At 45.7% G+C, this 15771-nt stretch carries 16 protein-coding genes and 1 riboswitch; of the genes, 14 read left to right on the forward strand and 2 right to left on the reverse strand.

Annotation, left to right across the window (positions count from 1 at the left end; translation table 11 throughout):
• Window positions 1-42: 42 nt before the first annotated feature.
• Both M1E03_RS09420 and M1E03_RS09425 read left to right on the forward strand, forming a co-directional pair.
• Entirely contained in the window at window positions 43-987 is a 945-nt protein-coding gene (locus M1E03_RS09420; protein ID WP_458110758.1) for an RsiX protein, read from the forward strand.
• Between the two features lie 123 nt (window positions 988-1110).
• Complete coding sequence (locus M1E03_RS09425) at window positions 1111-1935, forward strand: M23 family metallopeptidase (RefSeq protein ID WP_035338504.1); 825 nt, start codon at window positions 1111-1113, stop codon at window positions 1933-1935.
• A gap of 49 nt (window positions 1936-1984) precedes the next feature.
• On the opposite strand, the gene serA is transcribed toward M1E03_RS09425, so the two are convergent.
• Window positions 1985-3562, reverse strand: coding sequence for a phosphoglycerate dehydrogenase (gene serA, locus M1E03_RS09430; RefSeq protein ID WP_023857473.1), 1578 nt, complete (start codon window positions 3560-3562; stop codon window positions 1985-1987).
• Window positions 3563-3815: 253 nt separating this feature from the next.
• A riboswitch (FMN riboswitch) is annotated at window positions 3816-3949 on the forward strand.
• A gap of 155 nt (window positions 3950-4104) precedes the next feature.
• Here serA and M1E03_RS09435 point away from each other — a divergent pair.
• Window positions 4105-4686: an ECF transporter S component gene (locus tag M1E03_RS09435; RefSeq protein ID WP_035338506.1), complete on the forward strand. Its 582-nt coding sequence runs from the start codon at window positions 4105-4107 to the stop codon at window positions 4684-4686.
• Window positions 4687-4824: 138 nt separating this feature from the next.
• Here M1E03_RS09435 and M1E03_RS09440 read toward each other — a convergent pair whose 3' ends face one another.
• The gene (locus M1E03_RS09440) at window positions 4825-5073 is read right to left on the reverse strand and encodes a ferredoxin (RefSeq protein WP_003183064.1); all 249 of its coding nucleotides are present in this window, start codon (window positions 5071-5073) and stop codon (window positions 4825-4827) included.
• Between the two features lie 263 nt (window positions 5074-5336).
• Between M1E03_RS09440 and M1E03_RS09445 the strand changes: the two genes are divergently transcribed.
• The 11 genes from M1E03_RS09445 (at window position 5337) to prsW (ending at window position 15716) form a co-directional block, all read left to right on the forward strand.
• On the forward strand, window positions 5337-6395 hold the full coding sequence (locus M1E03_RS09445; RefSeq protein ID WP_328032035.1) for a YpbB family protein: 1059 nt from the start codon (window positions 5337-5339) through the stop codon (window positions 6393-6395).
• A complete protein-coding gene (locus M1E03_RS09450; protein WP_328032037.1) occupies window positions 6388-7884 on the forward strand; it encodes a RecQ family ATP-dependent DNA helicase in 1497 nt (498 codons plus the stop codon). Before M1E03_RS09445 ends, M1E03_RS09450 begins: the two co-directional genes overlap by 8 nt.
• Window positions 7878-8522, forward strand: coding sequence for a CPBP family intramembrane glutamic endopeptidase (locus M1E03_RS09455; protein ID WP_020451986.1), 645 nt, complete (start codon window positions 7878-7880; stop codon window positions 8520-8522). Before M1E03_RS09450 ends, M1E03_RS09455 begins: the two co-directional genes overlap by 7 nt.
• A 1-nt stretch (window position 8523) precedes the next feature.
• Window positions 8524-9252 carry a LysM peptidoglycan-binding domain-containing protein gene (locus M1E03_RS09460; RefSeq protein ID WP_026579370.1) on the forward strand — a complete coding sequence of 243 codons (729 nt, stop codon included), beginning with the start codon at window positions 8524-8526 and terminating at the stop codon, window positions 9250-9252.
• Window positions 9253-9373: 121 nt separating this feature from the next.
• Window positions 9374-9763, forward strand: a complete 390-nt coding sequence (locus M1E03_RS09465; RefSeq protein ID WP_229029999.1) for a YpbF family protein — start codon at window positions 9374-9376, stop codon at window positions 9761-9763.
• An 80-nt stretch (window positions 9764-9843) separates the two neighbouring features.
• Window positions 9844-10629: a metallophosphoesterase gene (locus M1E03_RS09470; protein ID WP_020451982.1), complete on the forward strand. Its 786-nt coding sequence runs from the start codon at window positions 9844-9846 to the stop codon at window positions 10627-10629.
• Window positions 10630-10782: 153 nt separating this feature from the next.
• A complete protein-coding gene (locus tag M1E03_RS09475; protein ID WP_020451981.1) occupies window positions 10783-11367 on the forward strand; it encodes a genetic competence negative regulator in 585 nt (194 codons plus the stop codon).
• Window positions 11368-11562: 195 nt separating this feature from the next.
• Window positions 11563-12837 (forward strand): Glu/Leu/Phe/Val family dehydrogenase, encoded by a 1275-nt coding sequence (locus tag M1E03_RS09480; RefSeq protein WP_020451980.1) that lies wholly within the window; start codon window positions 11563-11565, stop codon window positions 12835-12837.
• A gap of 89 nt (window positions 12838-12926) precedes the next feature.
• Window positions 12927-13892, forward strand: a complete 966-nt coding sequence (locus tag M1E03_RS09485; protein ID WP_023857466.1) for a YpdA family putative bacillithiol disulfide reductase — start codon at window positions 12927-12929, stop codon at window positions 13890-13892.
• A 107-nt stretch (window positions 13893-13999) separates the two neighbouring features.
• Entirely contained in the window at window positions 14000-14968 is a 969-nt protein-coding gene (locus M1E03_RS09490) for an asparaginase (RefSeq protein ID WP_309539380.1), read from the forward strand.
• Window positions 14969-15047: 79 nt separating this feature from the next.
• Window positions 15048-15716: a glutamic-type intramembrane protease PrsW gene (gene prsW / locus M1E03_RS09495; RefSeq protein WP_023857465.1), complete on the forward strand. Its 669-nt coding sequence runs from the start codon at window positions 15048-15050 to the stop codon at window positions 15714-15716.
• Window positions 15717-15771 lie beyond the last annotated feature (55 nt).

Here is a 15771-nt window from a genome sequence, read left to right on the forward strand (position 1 = left end):
AATCACCGAAAAAAACGGGTCGGCGCATTTGCTGCTACAGTTTTGGTTCTCTTTCTTCTGATGCTGATCACTCCTCAATTAATCGAACAGATCAGATCTCAAAACAGCGCCGACGCCAACATTTCATCTGACGGAAAATTGGTGCAGACGGAGGCTGATGCTGCCAAGTCTGAACCTGCAAATACGTTTGTCGTCTCCCAGAATCAAAAAGACGACTATATCACCTTCGCTTTCCTTGACAAGTCCAAGTCTGTCGTTGTCCCGATAAGTCTTGAGAAAAGCATAAGCATGACGAATCTTGAAGATGCACTTCACGCATACAGCCGGCTTAAAGTGGACCAATTTACATCATTTGATACATCTTATCTTGATCAGGTGAAGTTCAAAGAACAGAAAAACGGTAAAAAACTGACGATTCAAGTAAATGAAAAAATACCGGAGCTTTCAGTGGAAGATTTCGAACGGCTGAAAAATGTGATCAACGAAACCTTTAAATGGGGTTCATATGATTCTGTTTTGTTTATTTCCGATGATGAATCTGGCGTTGAATTTGAATCATTCGGAATGCTCGCTGATATGGCGATTATGCATCAGACGCAAAAAGGCTACTATTTATATGAAAGCTCTGACGGACGCCGGTTCCTTGCACCTTCAAGCGAATCTTACGAAACGGTGCAGGAAGCGATAAAGATGATGAAAGTTAAAGAAAGCGGCACTAATTTACAACCCATTCTATCCGATGATACAAAGATTGAAGATATTCAAAAGAATGGAAAAGAACTGATCATTCAATTTTCTTCCTCCGCGAATATTGAAAATAAACCTGAAGACGTTTTGATGGTTGAAGGCCTTCTATTGACCGCCAAAGATTTCGGGTTCACAAAAGTGAAATTTAAAAATGCATCCACAACCAAGGTCGGCGCCTATGACTTGTCGAAATCTGTACAGGTTCCTTACGCACCGAATCCGATAACGATAGAAAGCTAAAAGACTCCCCGCGCGGAGTCTTTTTTTGATGTATAAAATGTATTGATTTGGAAGTATACTAAGCTGTCTCCGAATAGGGGGAATTTTACCGCAGATGCTTGTAATAGGAGGATATGGAAACCCTTGAAGATACTCAGACATCAAAACTTCCTGTTCGCGATCGCATGGCTTTCGGGGCTTGCGTTTCTCGTCACTACGCCGGGAGCGGCAGCTTCAGAGTGGATTGAACCGATTAAAGGGGAGATCACAGATCAATTCGGGACGAGAGACGGAAAACATAAGGGGCTTGACATTGCCGCTCCTGAAGGGGAAGCTGTAGCGGCAGCCGCAGACGGAACGGTAAGCAAATCGTATCAATCGGACTCCTACGGCCACGTGATATTTATCAAACATGACAACGGATATGAAACCGTTTATGCCCACTTAAGCAAACGCCTGAAAAAGGAAAAAGAACGGGTGAAAAAAGGCGAGCAAATCGGAATCATCGGCAATACGGGAATATCGACCGGAACCCACCTGCATTTTGAAATGCATCACGGTTCATGGACTGAAGATAAAAGATATGCAATCAATCCGCTGACGGTGCTTCGTGAAGAAGCGTTCCAGCAAAATTCGGTCCACGTTCATCAAAACACCGGGACAATGAGCGGTGCCGTAACTGTTCAAAAAGGGGACACGCTCTGGAAAATCAGCAAGGATAGCGGTATATCTATCGAGGAGATCATGAGAATAAACGGGTTGAAACATTCGAAGCTTAAGGCCGGCCAAACACTCCGCCTTCATGACGATGAACCGAAGACCGGCACATATGTGGTGCAGAAAGGGGATACGCTTCATCATATCGCCGAAAAAATGGGCGTTACTGTCCGGCACCTCAAAGAATGGAACGATTTGAAAGGCGAGCAGATTTATCCCCGCCAGCTGCTTGAGATCAGGGAGAGTTCCTAAAAAAAAACGGAACCCGAAAGGAATTTCTTTCAGGTTCCGGGGCTTTTTATTAAGGAAGGTCGATGACTTTAACAGACACGATATCCGGGATGTTTTTCAGCTCATTTAAAATATCGTCCTCAAGGTGGCGGTCAAATGAAAGCATCATGATCGCTTCTCCGCCTTTTTCTTTTCGGCCCACCTGCATAGTGGCGATGTTGATGTCATGGTCTCCTAAAATTCGTCCGACATGGCCGATAGCCCCCGGTTTATCCTGGTGGTGAATATACACAAGGTGTCCAGCCGGATAAAAATCGATATCAAAGCCGTTTAAGGCAACGATGCGACCGCCGAAGTGCGGAATGTACGTCGCTCTTAAAGAGAATGTCGTCACATCTCCGGTGACAGTCACAGAAATGCAGTTTTCATAGCCTGACTCATTGGAAGAAATTTTTTCGCTGAAGCTGATGCCGCGCTCTTTCGCGACAGTGCCGGCATTCACTTCGTTGACGGTAGCCGCGACCCTCGGCTTCAGGAATCCGGCCAAAAGGCTTTTCGTAATAAATGACGTTTCAAGCTTGGCGATAGAGCCTTCATATTGAATGGCTACATCTTGAACAGGCTCATTCATACACTGAGACACAAGGTTTCCGATCGTATTGGCAAACTGATGATAAGGCTGGATTTTTTCGAATGAATCCTTTGTCATGGCCGGAAGGTTGATCGCGGACATCACAGGATTTCCTTGCGCATATTGAAGGACTTCTTCGGAAACTTGTGCAGCGACATTCAGCTGAGCTTCTTTCGTTGAAGCGCCCAAGTGAGGAGTCGCGACCACAAGCGGATGATCGATCAGTTTTGAATCGACCGGAGGCTCGACTTCAAACACATCGAGGGCAGCGCCTGCGACATGTCCGCTTTCCAAAGCTTCCAAAAGCGCCGCTTCATCGATGATCCCGCCTCTTGCACAGTTCACGAGACGAACGCCTTTTTTCGTCTTTGCGATGGTTTCTTTGTTCAAAAGTCCCTTCGTTTCTTTTGTGAGCGGGGTATGAACTGTAATAATGTCAGCGCATGCCAGAACTTCTTCAAAGCTGTTCGCGTTAACGCCGAGCTTGCTTGCCCTTTCTTGCGTCAGGAACGGGTCAAATACATGAACGGTCATGCCGAACGCTTTTGCGCGGCTCGCGATTTCGCTTCCAATGCGGCCCATTCCGATGATGCCGAGCGTTTTTCCGTAAAGCTCTGAACCGACGTAAGCCGAACGATTCCACTCCCTGGATTTAACGGAGATGTTTGCCTGCGGAATATGTCTCATTAACGCTGAAAACATTGCAAAAGTATGTTCAGCAGTTGAAATTGTATTTCCGTTTGGCGCGTTTACGACGATGACACCGTGCTTTGTCGCCTCGTCAATATCGATATTGTCGACGCCGACACCTGCTCTGGCAACAATTTTTAGCGAAGTCATCTTTTTAAACAATTCTTCGGTCACCTTCGTGGCGCTCCGCACCAAGAGAGCGTCAAACGTATGAAGCTCGTCTTCCGCTTCCGCAACATTCTTTTCTACAATTTCAATAAAATCTGCTTCCATTAATGGTTTGAGGCCGTCGCTGGACATTTTATCTGAGACCAATACTCGAAACATGTAAGATTTCCTCCTAAATAAGCGTCATAAATATCTGATAATTTACCATATTCCATAAAGGGTGTCAATGAGTTTCGCGCGGAAAGACGAAAATTAAAAATGAAATAACTGTGAATGTGCGGTTTTTAGTGTGTGGAAAAAGTGAGTTTGCCGAAATATCCTGAAGGACGCCCCAAAACAGCGCAATAAGCTTTGAATCTGTACATTTTTTCACAATTCATTTATAATAATATCAGTATCAAAAATAAATAAGATCAATCTTCGGGGCAGGGTGAAATTCCCTACCGGCGGTGATGAGCAAGCGCTCTAAGCCCGCGAGCCTCTTTAGGGGCAGGATTCGGTGCGATTCCGAAGCCGACAGTATAGTCTGGATGGGAGAAGATGGAGGTTCCGTGCGTTTTGAAATGATATTTTCAAACGTTTATTTGACCTGTCTGTAAAACAGCCCCGCTTTTTCAATAAAGCGGGTTTTTTGTTTAGGGCAGGGGGAAAGAACCATTCCTCTTTTCGTGAGATGTGATCGAAAAGGAGAGAGTGACAAAATGAAACACAACAAGGTGAGACGTCTCGTCTCAATCAGCATGCTGAGCAGCATCGCATTTATTTTAATGATGCTGAGTTTTCCGATCTTGGGGGCATTCCCGTATTTGAAAATCGATTTTAGTGATATCCCGGCACTGCTCGCTGTTATTTTGTATGGTCCGGGAGCCGGAATTGCTGTGGAAGCGATCAAAAACGTGCTGAATTACTTTATTGCCGGAAGCGCCTCAGGCGTTCCGATTGATCAGGCGGCTAACTTCATTGCCGGAACATTGTTTATCCTGCCGGCGGCTGTGCTGCTTAAAAAATCAAGTTCTGCCAAAGGGTTTGTCACAGCTCTTTTCGCAGGGACGCTTGTGATGGCCGTTTCGATGAGCATTTTAAATTATCTATTATTTCTGCCTGCCTACACTTGGTTTTTAAATGCTCCAGTGCTATCGGGAGAAGCGCTCAAAACCACAGTTTTGGCCGGAATCCTGCCATTTAATTTCATCAAAGGCATCGCTGTGGCTCTCGTGTCCACGCCGATTTTCCTTTCGTTGAAGCCGCGGCTGAAGGAAAACGTCCGCATGGCCGCCAAATAAATAGACATGAAAAATGCCCGGAACAGTGCCGGGCATTTTCAGCTGCAGAAGGAGCCGGCTTCTTTTTGCTTGTTGGCGAAGCAGTGCTTATCTGATAAAAAAACATCCGGCACTTTGTGCACCGGATGTTTTTTTGCTTTATTCGTGTTTAAGCGGGTCGCCTTCGAACGGCTCATCCGCAACTTTGATCGAATCTGTAGGACAGCCTTCAAATGCGTCCATCATGTCTTCTTCCAAGACGTCAGGGACTTCGACGACACCCTGATTGTCGTCAAGGGTGACAAACGCGATTCCCTCATCGTCGTAATCATAAATATCAGGAGCCGCAGCACCACAAGCTCCGCATGCGATGCACGTATCTTTGTCTACAATTGTATATTTTGGCATGAATAAAAAACCTCCCAGATTGTTCTTCGTTGGAACAAATGGTTTAACCCTCTATCTATCCGATATGAAACCTATTCCCATTCCTTATTGTAATGGTGTTAATCTTACATTTCAACTCAAAAATATTGAGAATGCTTATCACACAAGGGTTCTACTGCTAACATACCCCTTTTATATGAGTTTAAACGTCGATTTCTCCGCAAAATCTGTTAAAATAAAAAGAAGAAAAGATCGAATGTTGCCGGAAGATTGTAGGTGATGATATGCCGGTTCATTTTTTTGACGCCATTGTGCTCGACATTCTGTCATCCATGAAGGGTGAGCGTTCTTCAAGCGCGGTCTATCATTTATTAAAAGGAAAAAGGTCGTCACAGACGATACAGGACGCCGGTTTATTTGCCGTTTCAAAATACTTTGGCTTTTATTCGGCTCTATCCAGAGAGCAGGTGACAGTCAGCGTTCAACAATTGAAACAGGAGTCTTTGGTCAGAGAAAAAGCGGAAAGCGGCGCTTACATCGTCACCGAAAAAGGAGAAGCGGAACTTGCCGGCTTTTTTGCCCTTTACCCGTGGCCCCGCCATTTTCACGGCGGCTATTATCAGGCGGCAGCCAAAATCATGTGGGCAAGGATGTCGCTTTTGATTCAGGTGCTCTCCAACAAACTTTACCGCGAACGCGTGTATTTACCGATCGTAAAAGATTATCAGATTCAGAACTGGGTTAAACAATATTTAAGAAGTCGGAATGCCGCTGAAACAGCAGCCCAGTTTCACCATGAGCTGAAAGAGAAGCTGTCTGTTTTGAACGATGATGAACAGGCCGCTATTTTTGTCCACTCCCTGACTTCCGGGGCAAAAGCGGGCTATACATTTAGACAGCTTTCCGAAAAAATGGACCTTGATGAGTGGTACATATATGCACTGTTTTGGGATGTTCTGCATCATTTTATTCAATCCGCCCGAAATGGTGAAAGTCCGCTTTTTCAAACGCTTATTCAGGACATTCCTTTGAATGATGGCTTGACACAATCGACGAGAAAAACGCTTTTTCTTATAAAAGAAGGGCATACAATAGACCGGATCGCAGACATTCGAAAGCTGAAAGCGGCGACGATCGAGGATCACATTGTGGAAATTGCCATTCATGATCCGTCTTTTTCCATCGATCAGTACGTGTCGAAAGAGGAGCAGAAAATCATTGCCGATTATGCGAAAGCGAACCAAACCAATAAAATCAGACAAATTAAAGAGGGGCTCGGCGGCCGATACAGCTATTTTAAAATCCGCCTGGCCTTGTCGAAAACGGTGATCAGGAATGGATAAACTTCATCAGGCGCTCCGCCGGTACTTTGGTTATCATACTTTTAAAAACGGCCAGGAAAAGATCATCAAAAGCGTGCTGGAGGGGCGGGACACGGTGGCGATGCTTCCGACAGGAGGCGGGAAATCGCTGTGCTACCAGCTTCCCGGATTGTTGAAAGACGGAACCGTCCTGATCGTCTCACCGCTTTTGTCTTTAATGGAAGACCAGGTGCAGCAATTAAAAATGCGCGGAGAGAAGCGGGCCGCGGCCTTGAACAGCGCTTTGACACACCAGGAAAAAAATGACGTATTAAGTCGGCTTCACAGCCTCAAATATCTGTATATTTCACCAGAAGCCCTCCAATCCGGCCAAGTGCTAAAAAAGCTTCAATTGCTCAATGTCAGCCTTTTTGTCGTTGATGAAGCTCACTGCATTTCAGAATGGGGGCATGATTTCAGGCCTGATTATTCGAAGCTTGGAGACATCAAGGCGCTCCTCGGTCATCCCGTCACCCTGGCGCTTACAGCGACGGCAACCGAAGCGACATTGAAGGACATTTCTAATATGCTGGGGCTTAAAGGCGCCAATTATTTGATCCATTCCGTTGATCGCCCGAACATTGCGCTTCATATTGAAAAGTTGCGGGATACCGCTGAGAAGACGGAGCGACTGACAGGGCTGGTTCAAAAGCTACAAGGTCCTGGTCTTGTTTATTGCCCGACAAGAAAATGGGCTGAAGAACTGGCTGACAAGCTTCGTGATGAGACAAAATTGAGAACGGGATTTTATCATGGCGGGATGGAGGCAAGCGACAGGATGCTGATTCAGCAGCAGTTCATTCGCAACCAGCTTGATGTAGTCTGCTGCACGAACGCCTTCGGTATGGGAGTTGACAAGCCTGATGTCAGATATGTGATCCATTTCAGCCTCCCGCAGACGACAGAGGCGTATCTGCAGGAAATCGGACGTGCGGGCAGGGATGGAAAGCAGAGCGTCAGCATTTTGCTGAAAGCTCCGGGAGACGAGGAAATCCAGGAGCAGCTCATTCAAATGGAAGCACTCTCTCAAAGTGATATCGGCTTTTTATACGAAAAGCTTGCCGGAGTGAAAGATGAGCGAAACCGGCGGGAAGTTCTACAGCAGGCCGGTTTATCGGAAACGCAAGCCCGCCATTTTCTACATCTTTATCAGAAGGTGCATCACCTTGGCGATGACGGCCGGGAGGTCATTCAGAGGGAGATGGACAGCCGCAGGGAGCTCAAGTTGAAAAAAGCGGCTGGGTTCGCCGCCGTCACCGAAAGCGAAGGGTGTTTCAGGGAAAGCTTGCTCGCTTATTTTAATGAACAAAAAAAACCGCTGGAAACGGATGACACAGCGTGCTGTACATCCTGCGGTTTAAGTCTTGAAGCATACGAAGCCAAAGGAGACCGTCCGTCTATGAACAAATTGACAGCGTGGGAAGAAGAATTAGATGCCATATTTGCCGCCAGCTGTGATCGTGTATGCTGAAAAAGCAGTCGGAAATCATACGTCGCCTGTCAGACAGGGAAATGCTGAAACAGCTCTATTTTTCCCAGATGCTGATGCTTTTTACCGCATTATTGATGGGCATCTTTTTATTTGATGATGCAGACGATTTTTTGTCGCTTTGGAATCCATCGGACTTGAGCATCTTGAAATACGGGGCGCCGCTCGCGGCTCTCGTGATTATCGCCGACCTGATGGTGATGAAATGGGCTCCGAAGCATATGTATGACGATGAAGGGATAAATGAAAAGCTTTTTCGTGAACGCTCGTACCCGCATATCGTGATTCTTACCCTTTTCATTGCATTTGCAGAGGAAATATTGTTCAGAGGCGTTATTCAGACGCATTTCGGTCTCTGGGCAGCGAGCATTATTTTCGCGATTTTGCATTTTCGTTATTTGAAAAAATGGCTGCTGTTTGTAATGGTTGTGTCCATCAGCTTTTTGCTCGGATTGAGCTTTGAATGGACAGGGAATTTATTCGTTCCTGTGACGGCACACTTTTTGATCGATGTTGTATTTGCGTGCCAGATTCGTTTTCAACACGTAAGGAGGAGTTCGCATGACGGAGATGTCAAGGATAGAGAGGAAGAAGAAGGAGCAGGAGAAGACCCGTGCTGAAATGAGCCGGGAGGCGGCCGCGGCTGTTGAACTGAAGACACCTGATGATGACATTCCTTCCAGGCAGACGTATCACAAAAAAAAGAAGCACAGCAAAAAAAAGAATAAAGACAGAAATCCGCTATTCACGTCACTTGCAGTCATGTTTGTTTTCATTCCGATCATCGTCTTCGTGGTGTTTATGTACATGCTGAACCAAGACAAAGGCGGCGATTCCAACTCTGATCAGTATGATAATGTGTTTTATGAAAACAAATCCGGTGAGACGGGAATGACGAATGAAAATCAAAACGGTGAACAAGAAGCGGATCAAAAGGCGGCTTCGCAGCATACAGCCGCCGCCCTTCAAGAAGAAAAGCTGAAAGAGAACAAACAATCGGAAAATAAAGAGGATGAACCGTCAAAAAAAGACGAGCAAAAGGAAAAAGAGCAGCCTAAAGAGGCAAAAAAAGCTGAGGAGAAGCCTGTCGCTGCAAAGAAGCCTACCGCACCGAAGCAGCCTGCGGAACAAGAGAAGAAAACGGCAAGCGCAGCTCAAACGCCGCCCGTTCAGCAAGCGCCGCAGCCCAAAAAGGTGCTGAAGCACACGGTTGGCGAAAAAGAGACGCTTTATCGGATTTCGATGAAATATTATAAGAACCGGTCAGGAGAGGAAAAAATCCGCAATTATAATCAATTATCAGGCAACAATGTCTACACCGGCCAGATTCTGAATATCCCGATTTATTAACAATGGCATCATTTTGCCCGCGAATACATATACATTGTACTATCAAATAGGACAAGGTGTGAGGACTGTGGGAAGCGAGCTTGAAGAGCTGAACCGTTTTACGGACGAACCGACGAAACAAATGCTCCGCGCCTTAATTAAAAGGAAGAAAAAGTACGAAAACTATGCCAGACAGACATTCAGGTGGCAGGCGCTGGCGGCGATATGCGCGGTTTCGTTTTGTTTGTTTGCAGCGTCAAAAGGGCTCGGGCAAAACGGCTTCCTTTCCGGCTTGCTGAATGACTCCGTCTACCTGCTTTGGATTTTGTCGGCCGCTTTTGCATACAGCACCGCTTACTATTTTAAAAAGAAGGAAGAAAAAGCAGAAGGGGAATTTCATAAGCTGAGATGCGAGATTATTCAGAAAAGCACGGATTTATGGCCCCAGCCTGAAGAGTGGAAATCAAGGGAAACGGTTTTTAAGATCATGAAACAGCAGTATGACATTAATCTTTATTTCGAAAGCAAATAAAAAAGACGTTTTCTTATTAAAAGAAACGTCTTTTTGCATAAAGCCGTCTTATGATAAACAAAACAGATTGGAGAATGCACATGATCTATTGGCTCAGTCTGGCTTCGGCCGTTTTCATCGGTTTTGCTGCTTTAGTGTGGAAAATGTCAGGTATCGCGCGAGAAAACCGGGTATTGAAAGCCGAGTTTTCGCTCAGGCGCCTAAATAACGAATTGACCGTCTTTTTTATTTCGGATATTCATAGGCGGACAGTCAGTGAAGACATTATTCGTGAAGTGAAAGAACACGGGGTTCAGCTCGTCTTGATCGGCGGCGACTTAGCGGAGGGCGGCGTTCCTTATTCGAGAATTGAAGAAAATATCAAAAGGCTTTCAAGTTTGGGAAAAACGTATTTTGTATGGGGAAATAACGATTATGAAGTTGATCAGGAAAGGCTGCAGGAAATATTCAGGGCACACGGCGTAACGCCTTTGCGCAATGCTTCGGTTTTGCATGACCATCAAGGACAAGCCGTCAATATTTGCGGAGTGGATGACATCAGGCTCGAATTGGATGATTACCCGGCAGCGCTCAGAGGCGTGCAGCAGGATTTTCCGACCATCCTTGTGTCACATAATCCGGAGATTCATCATCAAATACAGGAGACGGACGGTATTGATCTCATATTGAGCGGTCATACCCACGGAGGACAGATTCGCCTCGGCAGATTCGGGCTCTGTGAAATCGGAGGAACCGGAACCGTTCATCAGGCGCCGTACTTGATCAGCAACGGCTATGGCACATCGAAGCTTCCGCTGCGGCTGGGAGCGAGGCCGGAAACCCATCTGATTAAGCTGGTCCCGGGACCCTGCATGGAAGGAAACTGATGCTTTTTCACTGAAAAGGAACGAAAAGGCGGCATTGTGCTTGTCTTCCGCCCAAACACAGTGTAAACTGGTATCAAAATTAAGAACCTATGACTCATCATCTCCATATAATAAGATATATGATGTGTGCAAGAAGAGGCAGGAGGGAACGTTATGCGGCTTGAGCGTCTAAATTATAATAAGATCAAAATCTTTCTGACACTTGACGATCTGACAGACCGGGGGCTGACGAAAGAAGACCTTTGGAAAGACTCATTTAAAGTTCAGCAGCTGTTTAAAGACATGATGAACGAAGCGAATACAGAGCTCGGGTTCGAAGCGAATGGCCCAATCGCTGTTGAAGTGTATTCTCTTCAAGCACAAGGAATGGTCATCATTGTCACAAAAAATCAAGAAACAGATGAAGACGATAATGAGTATGATGAGGACTATATTGAAATGCAAGTCAAACTTGGCGAAAGTGTTGACATTATATATGAATTTCAAACGTTTGAGCATCTGATTGAACTTTCCAAAAACCTGGACCGCATCGGTATTCAAGGCGGGACAGTCTACCACTATGAAGACAGGTATTTCTTAAGTCTCGACGATTTTGACTCCCATGAGGCTGACGGCGTGATTTCGATTTTAGCCGAATATGGGAATCCGACGACTTTAACGATTTACAGGCTTCAGGAATACGGAAAGAAAATCATGGAAAACAATGCCGTTCAGACCATTCAGACATATTTCAAATAGCCCGCATTCAAAAAAGATATTCTGCTGTGTTAAACAGCAGTTTTTTTCTGCCGAAAATAAGAATATAACAAAAAAGATTTTTCTCGAATATTTTCACGAAAAATGGTTGATTGTTCTTTGCATGATTAGTGCAAGGGTGTATACTATTCTCTGAAAGGACAACATGCCAGAAAGACTTTAGGAGGTTAACTTATAATGGTAGCCGATCAAAACACCGGTCATACTGAAGAAAACACACATGACGTTTTGAAATCAACGCAAACGGTGATACATAAGGCGCTTGAAAAATTGGGGTATCCTGAAGAGGTGTATGAATTACTAAAAGAACCGATCCGTTTTTTAACGGTGAAAATTCCGGTTCGCATGGACGATGGATCTGTTAAGATTTTCACGGGCTACCGAGCCCAGCACAATGATGCAGTAGGGCCGACAAAAGGCGGCATCCGTTTTCATCCGGGAGTTACAGAAAAAGAAGTTAAAGCGCTTTCTATTTGGATGAGTCTGAAATGCGGCATCATCGACCTTCCATATGGAGGCGGAAAGGGCGGGATCATCTGTGATCCGCGGGATATGTCCTTTCCTGAACTGGAACGTTTAAGCAGAGGGTACGTCCGGGCGATCAGCCAAATTGTCGGACCGACAAAAGACGTGCCGGCTCCCGATGTATTTACCAATTCTCAAATCATGGCATGGATGATGGACGAATATTCAAGAATCGACGAATTCAACTCGCCGGGCTTCATTACCGGCAAACCGCTCGTTTTAGGTGGTTCTCACGGCAGAGAATCTGCGACAGCAAAAGGGGTTACAATCTGCATTAAAGAGGCGGCGAAAAAGAAAGACATCGACATTGAGGGAGCTTCTGTCGTCGTGCAGGGGTTCGGAAATGCGGGAAGCTACCTTGCGAAATTCATGTATGACGCGGGTGCAAAAGTTGTCGGCATTTCTGATGCATACGGCGGCCTGTATGATCCTGAAGGGCTTGACATCGATTACCTGCTTGACCGCCGGGACAGCTTTGGAACGGTCACAAAGCTGTTTAATGACACCATTACAAACAAAGAACTGCTGGAGCTGGAATGCGACATTCTGGTGCCGGCTGCAATAGAAAATCAAATTACCGCGGAAAACGCCCATAACATCAAGGCGAAAATCGTTGTCGAAGCAGCCAACGGCCCGACGACGCTCGAAGCGACGAAAATTCTTTCCGACCGCGGCATTCTTCTTGTACCGGACGTGCTGGCAAGCGCCGGCGGTGTAACCGTATCGTATTTTGAGTGGGTGCAAAACAACCAGGGATTCTACTGGACTGAAGAAGAAGTTGAAGAACGTTTGGAAAAAATGATGGTCAAGTCGTTCAACAATATTTACGAAATGGCGCACAACCGCAGAATCGACATGCGGCTTGCAGCCTATATGGTGGGCGTCCGCAAGATGGCGGAAGCATCCCGCTTCAGAGGCTGGATATAGGTTCAAACATTTGCAACAACCCAAAAAATCTCCTATCATAAAATAGGAGATTTTTTGATTTGCCCGATATGACAGGAGATGAACGGAACATGAAAGAAGAAAAAGTGATCATTATCGGCGGTGGCCCCTGCGGGCTTTCAGCAGCTATTCACATGCAAGAGATCGGAATAGATGCACTCGTCATTGAAAAAGGAAACATCGTCAACAGCATTTATCAATATCCTACACACCAAACCTTTTTCAGCTCAAGCGAAAAACTTGAAATTGGCGATGTCGCTTTTATTACCGAAAATCACAAGCCGGTCAGAAATCAGGCGCTTTCTTATTACAGGGAAGTCGCCAAGCGGAAAAATTTGCGGATCAACGCGTTTGAGAAAGTTCAATCCGTCACAAAAACAGAAAATAACCAATTTGTCGTGGAAACATCAAAGGATACGTATTTGTCGTCATTTTGCGTGATCGCAACGGGATATTATGACAACCCGAACTATATGAACGTCCCGGGAGAAGACCTTCCGAAAGTATTCCATTATTTTAAAGAGGCTCATCCGTATTTTGATAAAGATGTTGCGGTTATCGGCGGGAAAAACTCAAGCGTCGACGCGGCGATGGAGCTCGTTAAAGCGGGCGCAAGAGTGACCGTTCTGTACAGAGGGAACGAATATTCCTCCAGCATCAAACCATGGATCCTTCCCGAATTCCTTTCGCTTGTCAAGCACGGAAAAATCAGAATGGAATTCCGGGCGGTCGTCAAAGAAATTACGGAAGAAGAGCTGATTTTTTCTGTCGACGGAAAAGAGACCAAGATCAAAAATGATTTTGTATTCGCGATGACAGGCTATCACCCTGATCACGGCTTCCTTCAAAAAATGGGAGTCGAAATTGACGCGGAGTCGGGCCGTCCTTCCTTTAATGAAGAAACGATGGAGACGAACGAAGAAGGCATCTTCATCGCCGGCGTTATTGCGGCCGGGAACAACGCAAATGAAATCTTCATTGAAAACGGACGTTTTCACGGCGGCTTAATTGCAGCTGAAATTGCTAAACGAATATAAAACCAATATTTTATGATTTGTATCAGGCAAAAGAGAGCATATTCTATATATAGATGTGCTCTCTTTTTTATCGGCACACAGATCAACATGAAAAGGGGCAGCCTGACATGAAAAAGAAAGTAGCTCTTATTACAACGGGAGGAACGATCGCCAGCCGGAAAACCGAAAGCGGCAGGCTTGCGGCAGGGGCGATCAGCGGTCCTGAATTAGCCGAAATGTGCAGCCTGCCGGAAGATGTCCAGATCGATGTCTATCCGGCGTTTCAGCTTCCGAGTATGCATATTACATTTCAGCATTTACTAGAACTCAAACAAACCGTCGAACGCGTTTTTCAGGACGGCAGCTATGACGGCGTGGTTGTGACGCATGGTACGGACACGCTTGAAGAAACCGCTTATTTTTTAGATTTAACCTTGCAGGATGAGAGGCCGGTCGTTGTCACAGGCTCACAACGAGCCCCCGAGCAGCAAGGAACAGATGCATATACAAATATCAGACACGCCGTTTATACAGCGTGCAGCCCAGATATAAAAGGAGCCGGCACGGTCGTTGTTTTTAACGAGAGGATCTTTAACGCGCGCTACGTTAAAAAAGTGCACGCTTCGAATCTGCAGGGTTTTGACGTATTCGGCTTCGGTTACTTAGGGATTATTGACAATGATAAAGTATACGTTTATCAAAACCCCTTAAAGCGGGATGTTCATCAGCTGCAAAGACCGCTTCCTGAAGTGGATATCGTCAAATGCTATCTGGATGGAGACGGCAAGTTTATCAGAGCCGCTGTCCGCGAGGGTGCAGCAGGGATCGTCCTTGAAGGAGTTGGAAGGGGACAGGTACCGCCGAATATGGTGGGCGATATTGAGCAAGCTTTACATCAGGGCGTTTATATCGTCATCACGACGAGCGCAGAGGAAGGCGAAGTGTATACGACCTATGACTATGCGGGCAGCAGCTATGACCTCGCGAAAAAAGGTGTCATCTTAGGCAAGGATTATGACAGCAAAAAAGCGAGAATGAAACTGGCCGTCCTTCTTGCAAGCTATGAAGAAGGTATAAAAGACAAATTCTGCTACTAGGCGGCCCGTTCTTTTTCAATTTCAAAACAATCAGAATCATGGTAGGATAGAATGAGATGAAAAGGAAAGAGGTTTCCTCATGTTCGGAATTATCTCAGCAGGCTTAGCTCCCGGAATCGCACTGTTAATGTATTTTTACTTAAAGGAAAAATATGAATCCGAGCCCATTCATATGGTCATCCGCCTTTTTATACTGGGGGTCTTGCTCGTTTTTCCGACGATGTTTATCCAGTATGTATTGGAAAAAGAACACATTTCTGAGGGCAGTTTTGTCGTTTCATTTTTAACTTCCGGCTTTTTGGAAGAATTTTTAAAATGGTTTTTGCTGATGGTCAGCGCTTTTCAGCATATCGATTTTGATGAACACTATGACGGGATCGTATACGGGACAAGCCTTTCATTGGGGTTTGCGACGCTTGAAAATATATTGTATCTCATCGGGAACGGGGTGGAGTACGCTTTTATGCGCGCTTTGCTTCCGGTTTCCAGCCATGCCTTATTCGGAGTGATCATGGGCTTTTACATCGGCAAAGCCCGTTTTTCCTCAAGTAAAACAAAGATGAAATGGCTGTTCTGCTCGCTTTTTATTCCGGCTTTGCTTCACGGTCTCTACGATTATATTCTGCTTGCCTTAAAAAACTGGATTTATTTTATGCTGCCCTTTATGGCGTTTCTTTGGTGGTTCGGCTTGCGCAAAGCAAAAAAAGCCCGTTCCGTCAAAGCCGGCGGGCAGTCTCTTCAGCAATAGCCGCCTCGAGCATAGGCGGTTTTTTTCATTTTCTGTCCGGCATATTTACCTAAAG

It is taken from the genome of Bacillus sp. PK6-013, from assembly GCF_054161445.1.

What these genes read in the sequence shown, in the direction of transcription:
- serA (WP_023857473.1), bottom strand. Translation starts at nt 3,562, where the DNA reads ATGTTTCGAGTATTGGTCTCAGATAAAATGTCCAGCGACGGCCTCAAA.
- M1E03_RS09435 (WP_035338506.1), top strand. Translation starts at nt 4,105, where the DNA reads ATGAAACACAACAAGGTGAGACGTCTCGTCTCAATCAGCATGCTGAGC.
- M1E03_RS09440 (WP_003183064.1), bottom strand. Translation starts at nt 5,073, where the DNA reads ATGCCAAAATATACAATTGTAGACAAAGATACGTGCATCGCATGCGGA.
- M1E03_RS09445 (WP_328032035.1), top strand. Translation starts at nt 5,337, where the DNA reads ATGCCGGTTCATTTTTTTGACGCCATTGTGCTCGACATTCTGTCATCC.
- M1E03_RS09450 (WP_328032037.1), top strand. Translation starts at nt 6,388, where the DNA reads ATGGATAAACTTCATCAGGCGCTCCGCCGGTACTTTGGTTATCATACT.
- M1E03_RS09455 (WP_020451986.1), top strand. Translation starts at nt 7,878, where the DNA reads ATGCTGAAAAAGCAGTCGGAAATCATACGTCGCCTGTCAGACAGGGAA.
- M1E03_RS09460 (WP_026579370.1), top strand. Translation starts at nt 8,524, where the DNA reads ATGAGCCGGGAGGCGGCCGCGGCTGTTGAACTGAAGACACCTGATGAT.
- M1E03_RS09465 (WP_229029999.1), top strand. Translation starts at nt 9,374, where the DNA reads ATGCTCCGCGCCTTAATTAAAAGGAAGAAAAAGTACGAAAACTATGCC.
- M1E03_RS09470 (WP_020451982.1), top strand. Translation starts at nt 9,844, where the DNA reads ATGATCTATTGGCTCAGTCTGGCTTCGGCCGTTTTCATCGGTTTTGCT.
- M1E03_RS09475 (WP_020451981.1), top strand. Translation starts at nt 10,783, where the DNA reads ATGCGGCTTGAGCGTCTAAATTATAATAAGATCAAAATCTTTCTGACA.
- M1E03_RS09480 (WP_020451980.1), top strand. Translation starts at nt 11,563, where the DNA reads ATGGTAGCCGATCAAAACACCGGTCATACTGAAGAAAACACACATGAC.
- M1E03_RS09485 (WP_023857466.1), top strand. Translation starts at nt 12,927, where the DNA reads ATGAAAGAAGAAAAAGTGATCATTATCGGCGGTGGCCCCTGCGGGCTT.
- M1E03_RS09490 (WP_309539380.1), top strand. Translation starts at nt 14,000, where the DNA reads ATGAAAAAGAAAGTAGCTCTTATTACAACGGGAGGAACGATCGCCAGC.
- prsW (WP_023857465.1), top strand. Translation starts at nt 15,048, where the DNA reads ATGTTCGGAATTATCTCAGCAGGCTTAGCTCCCGGAATCGCACTGTTA.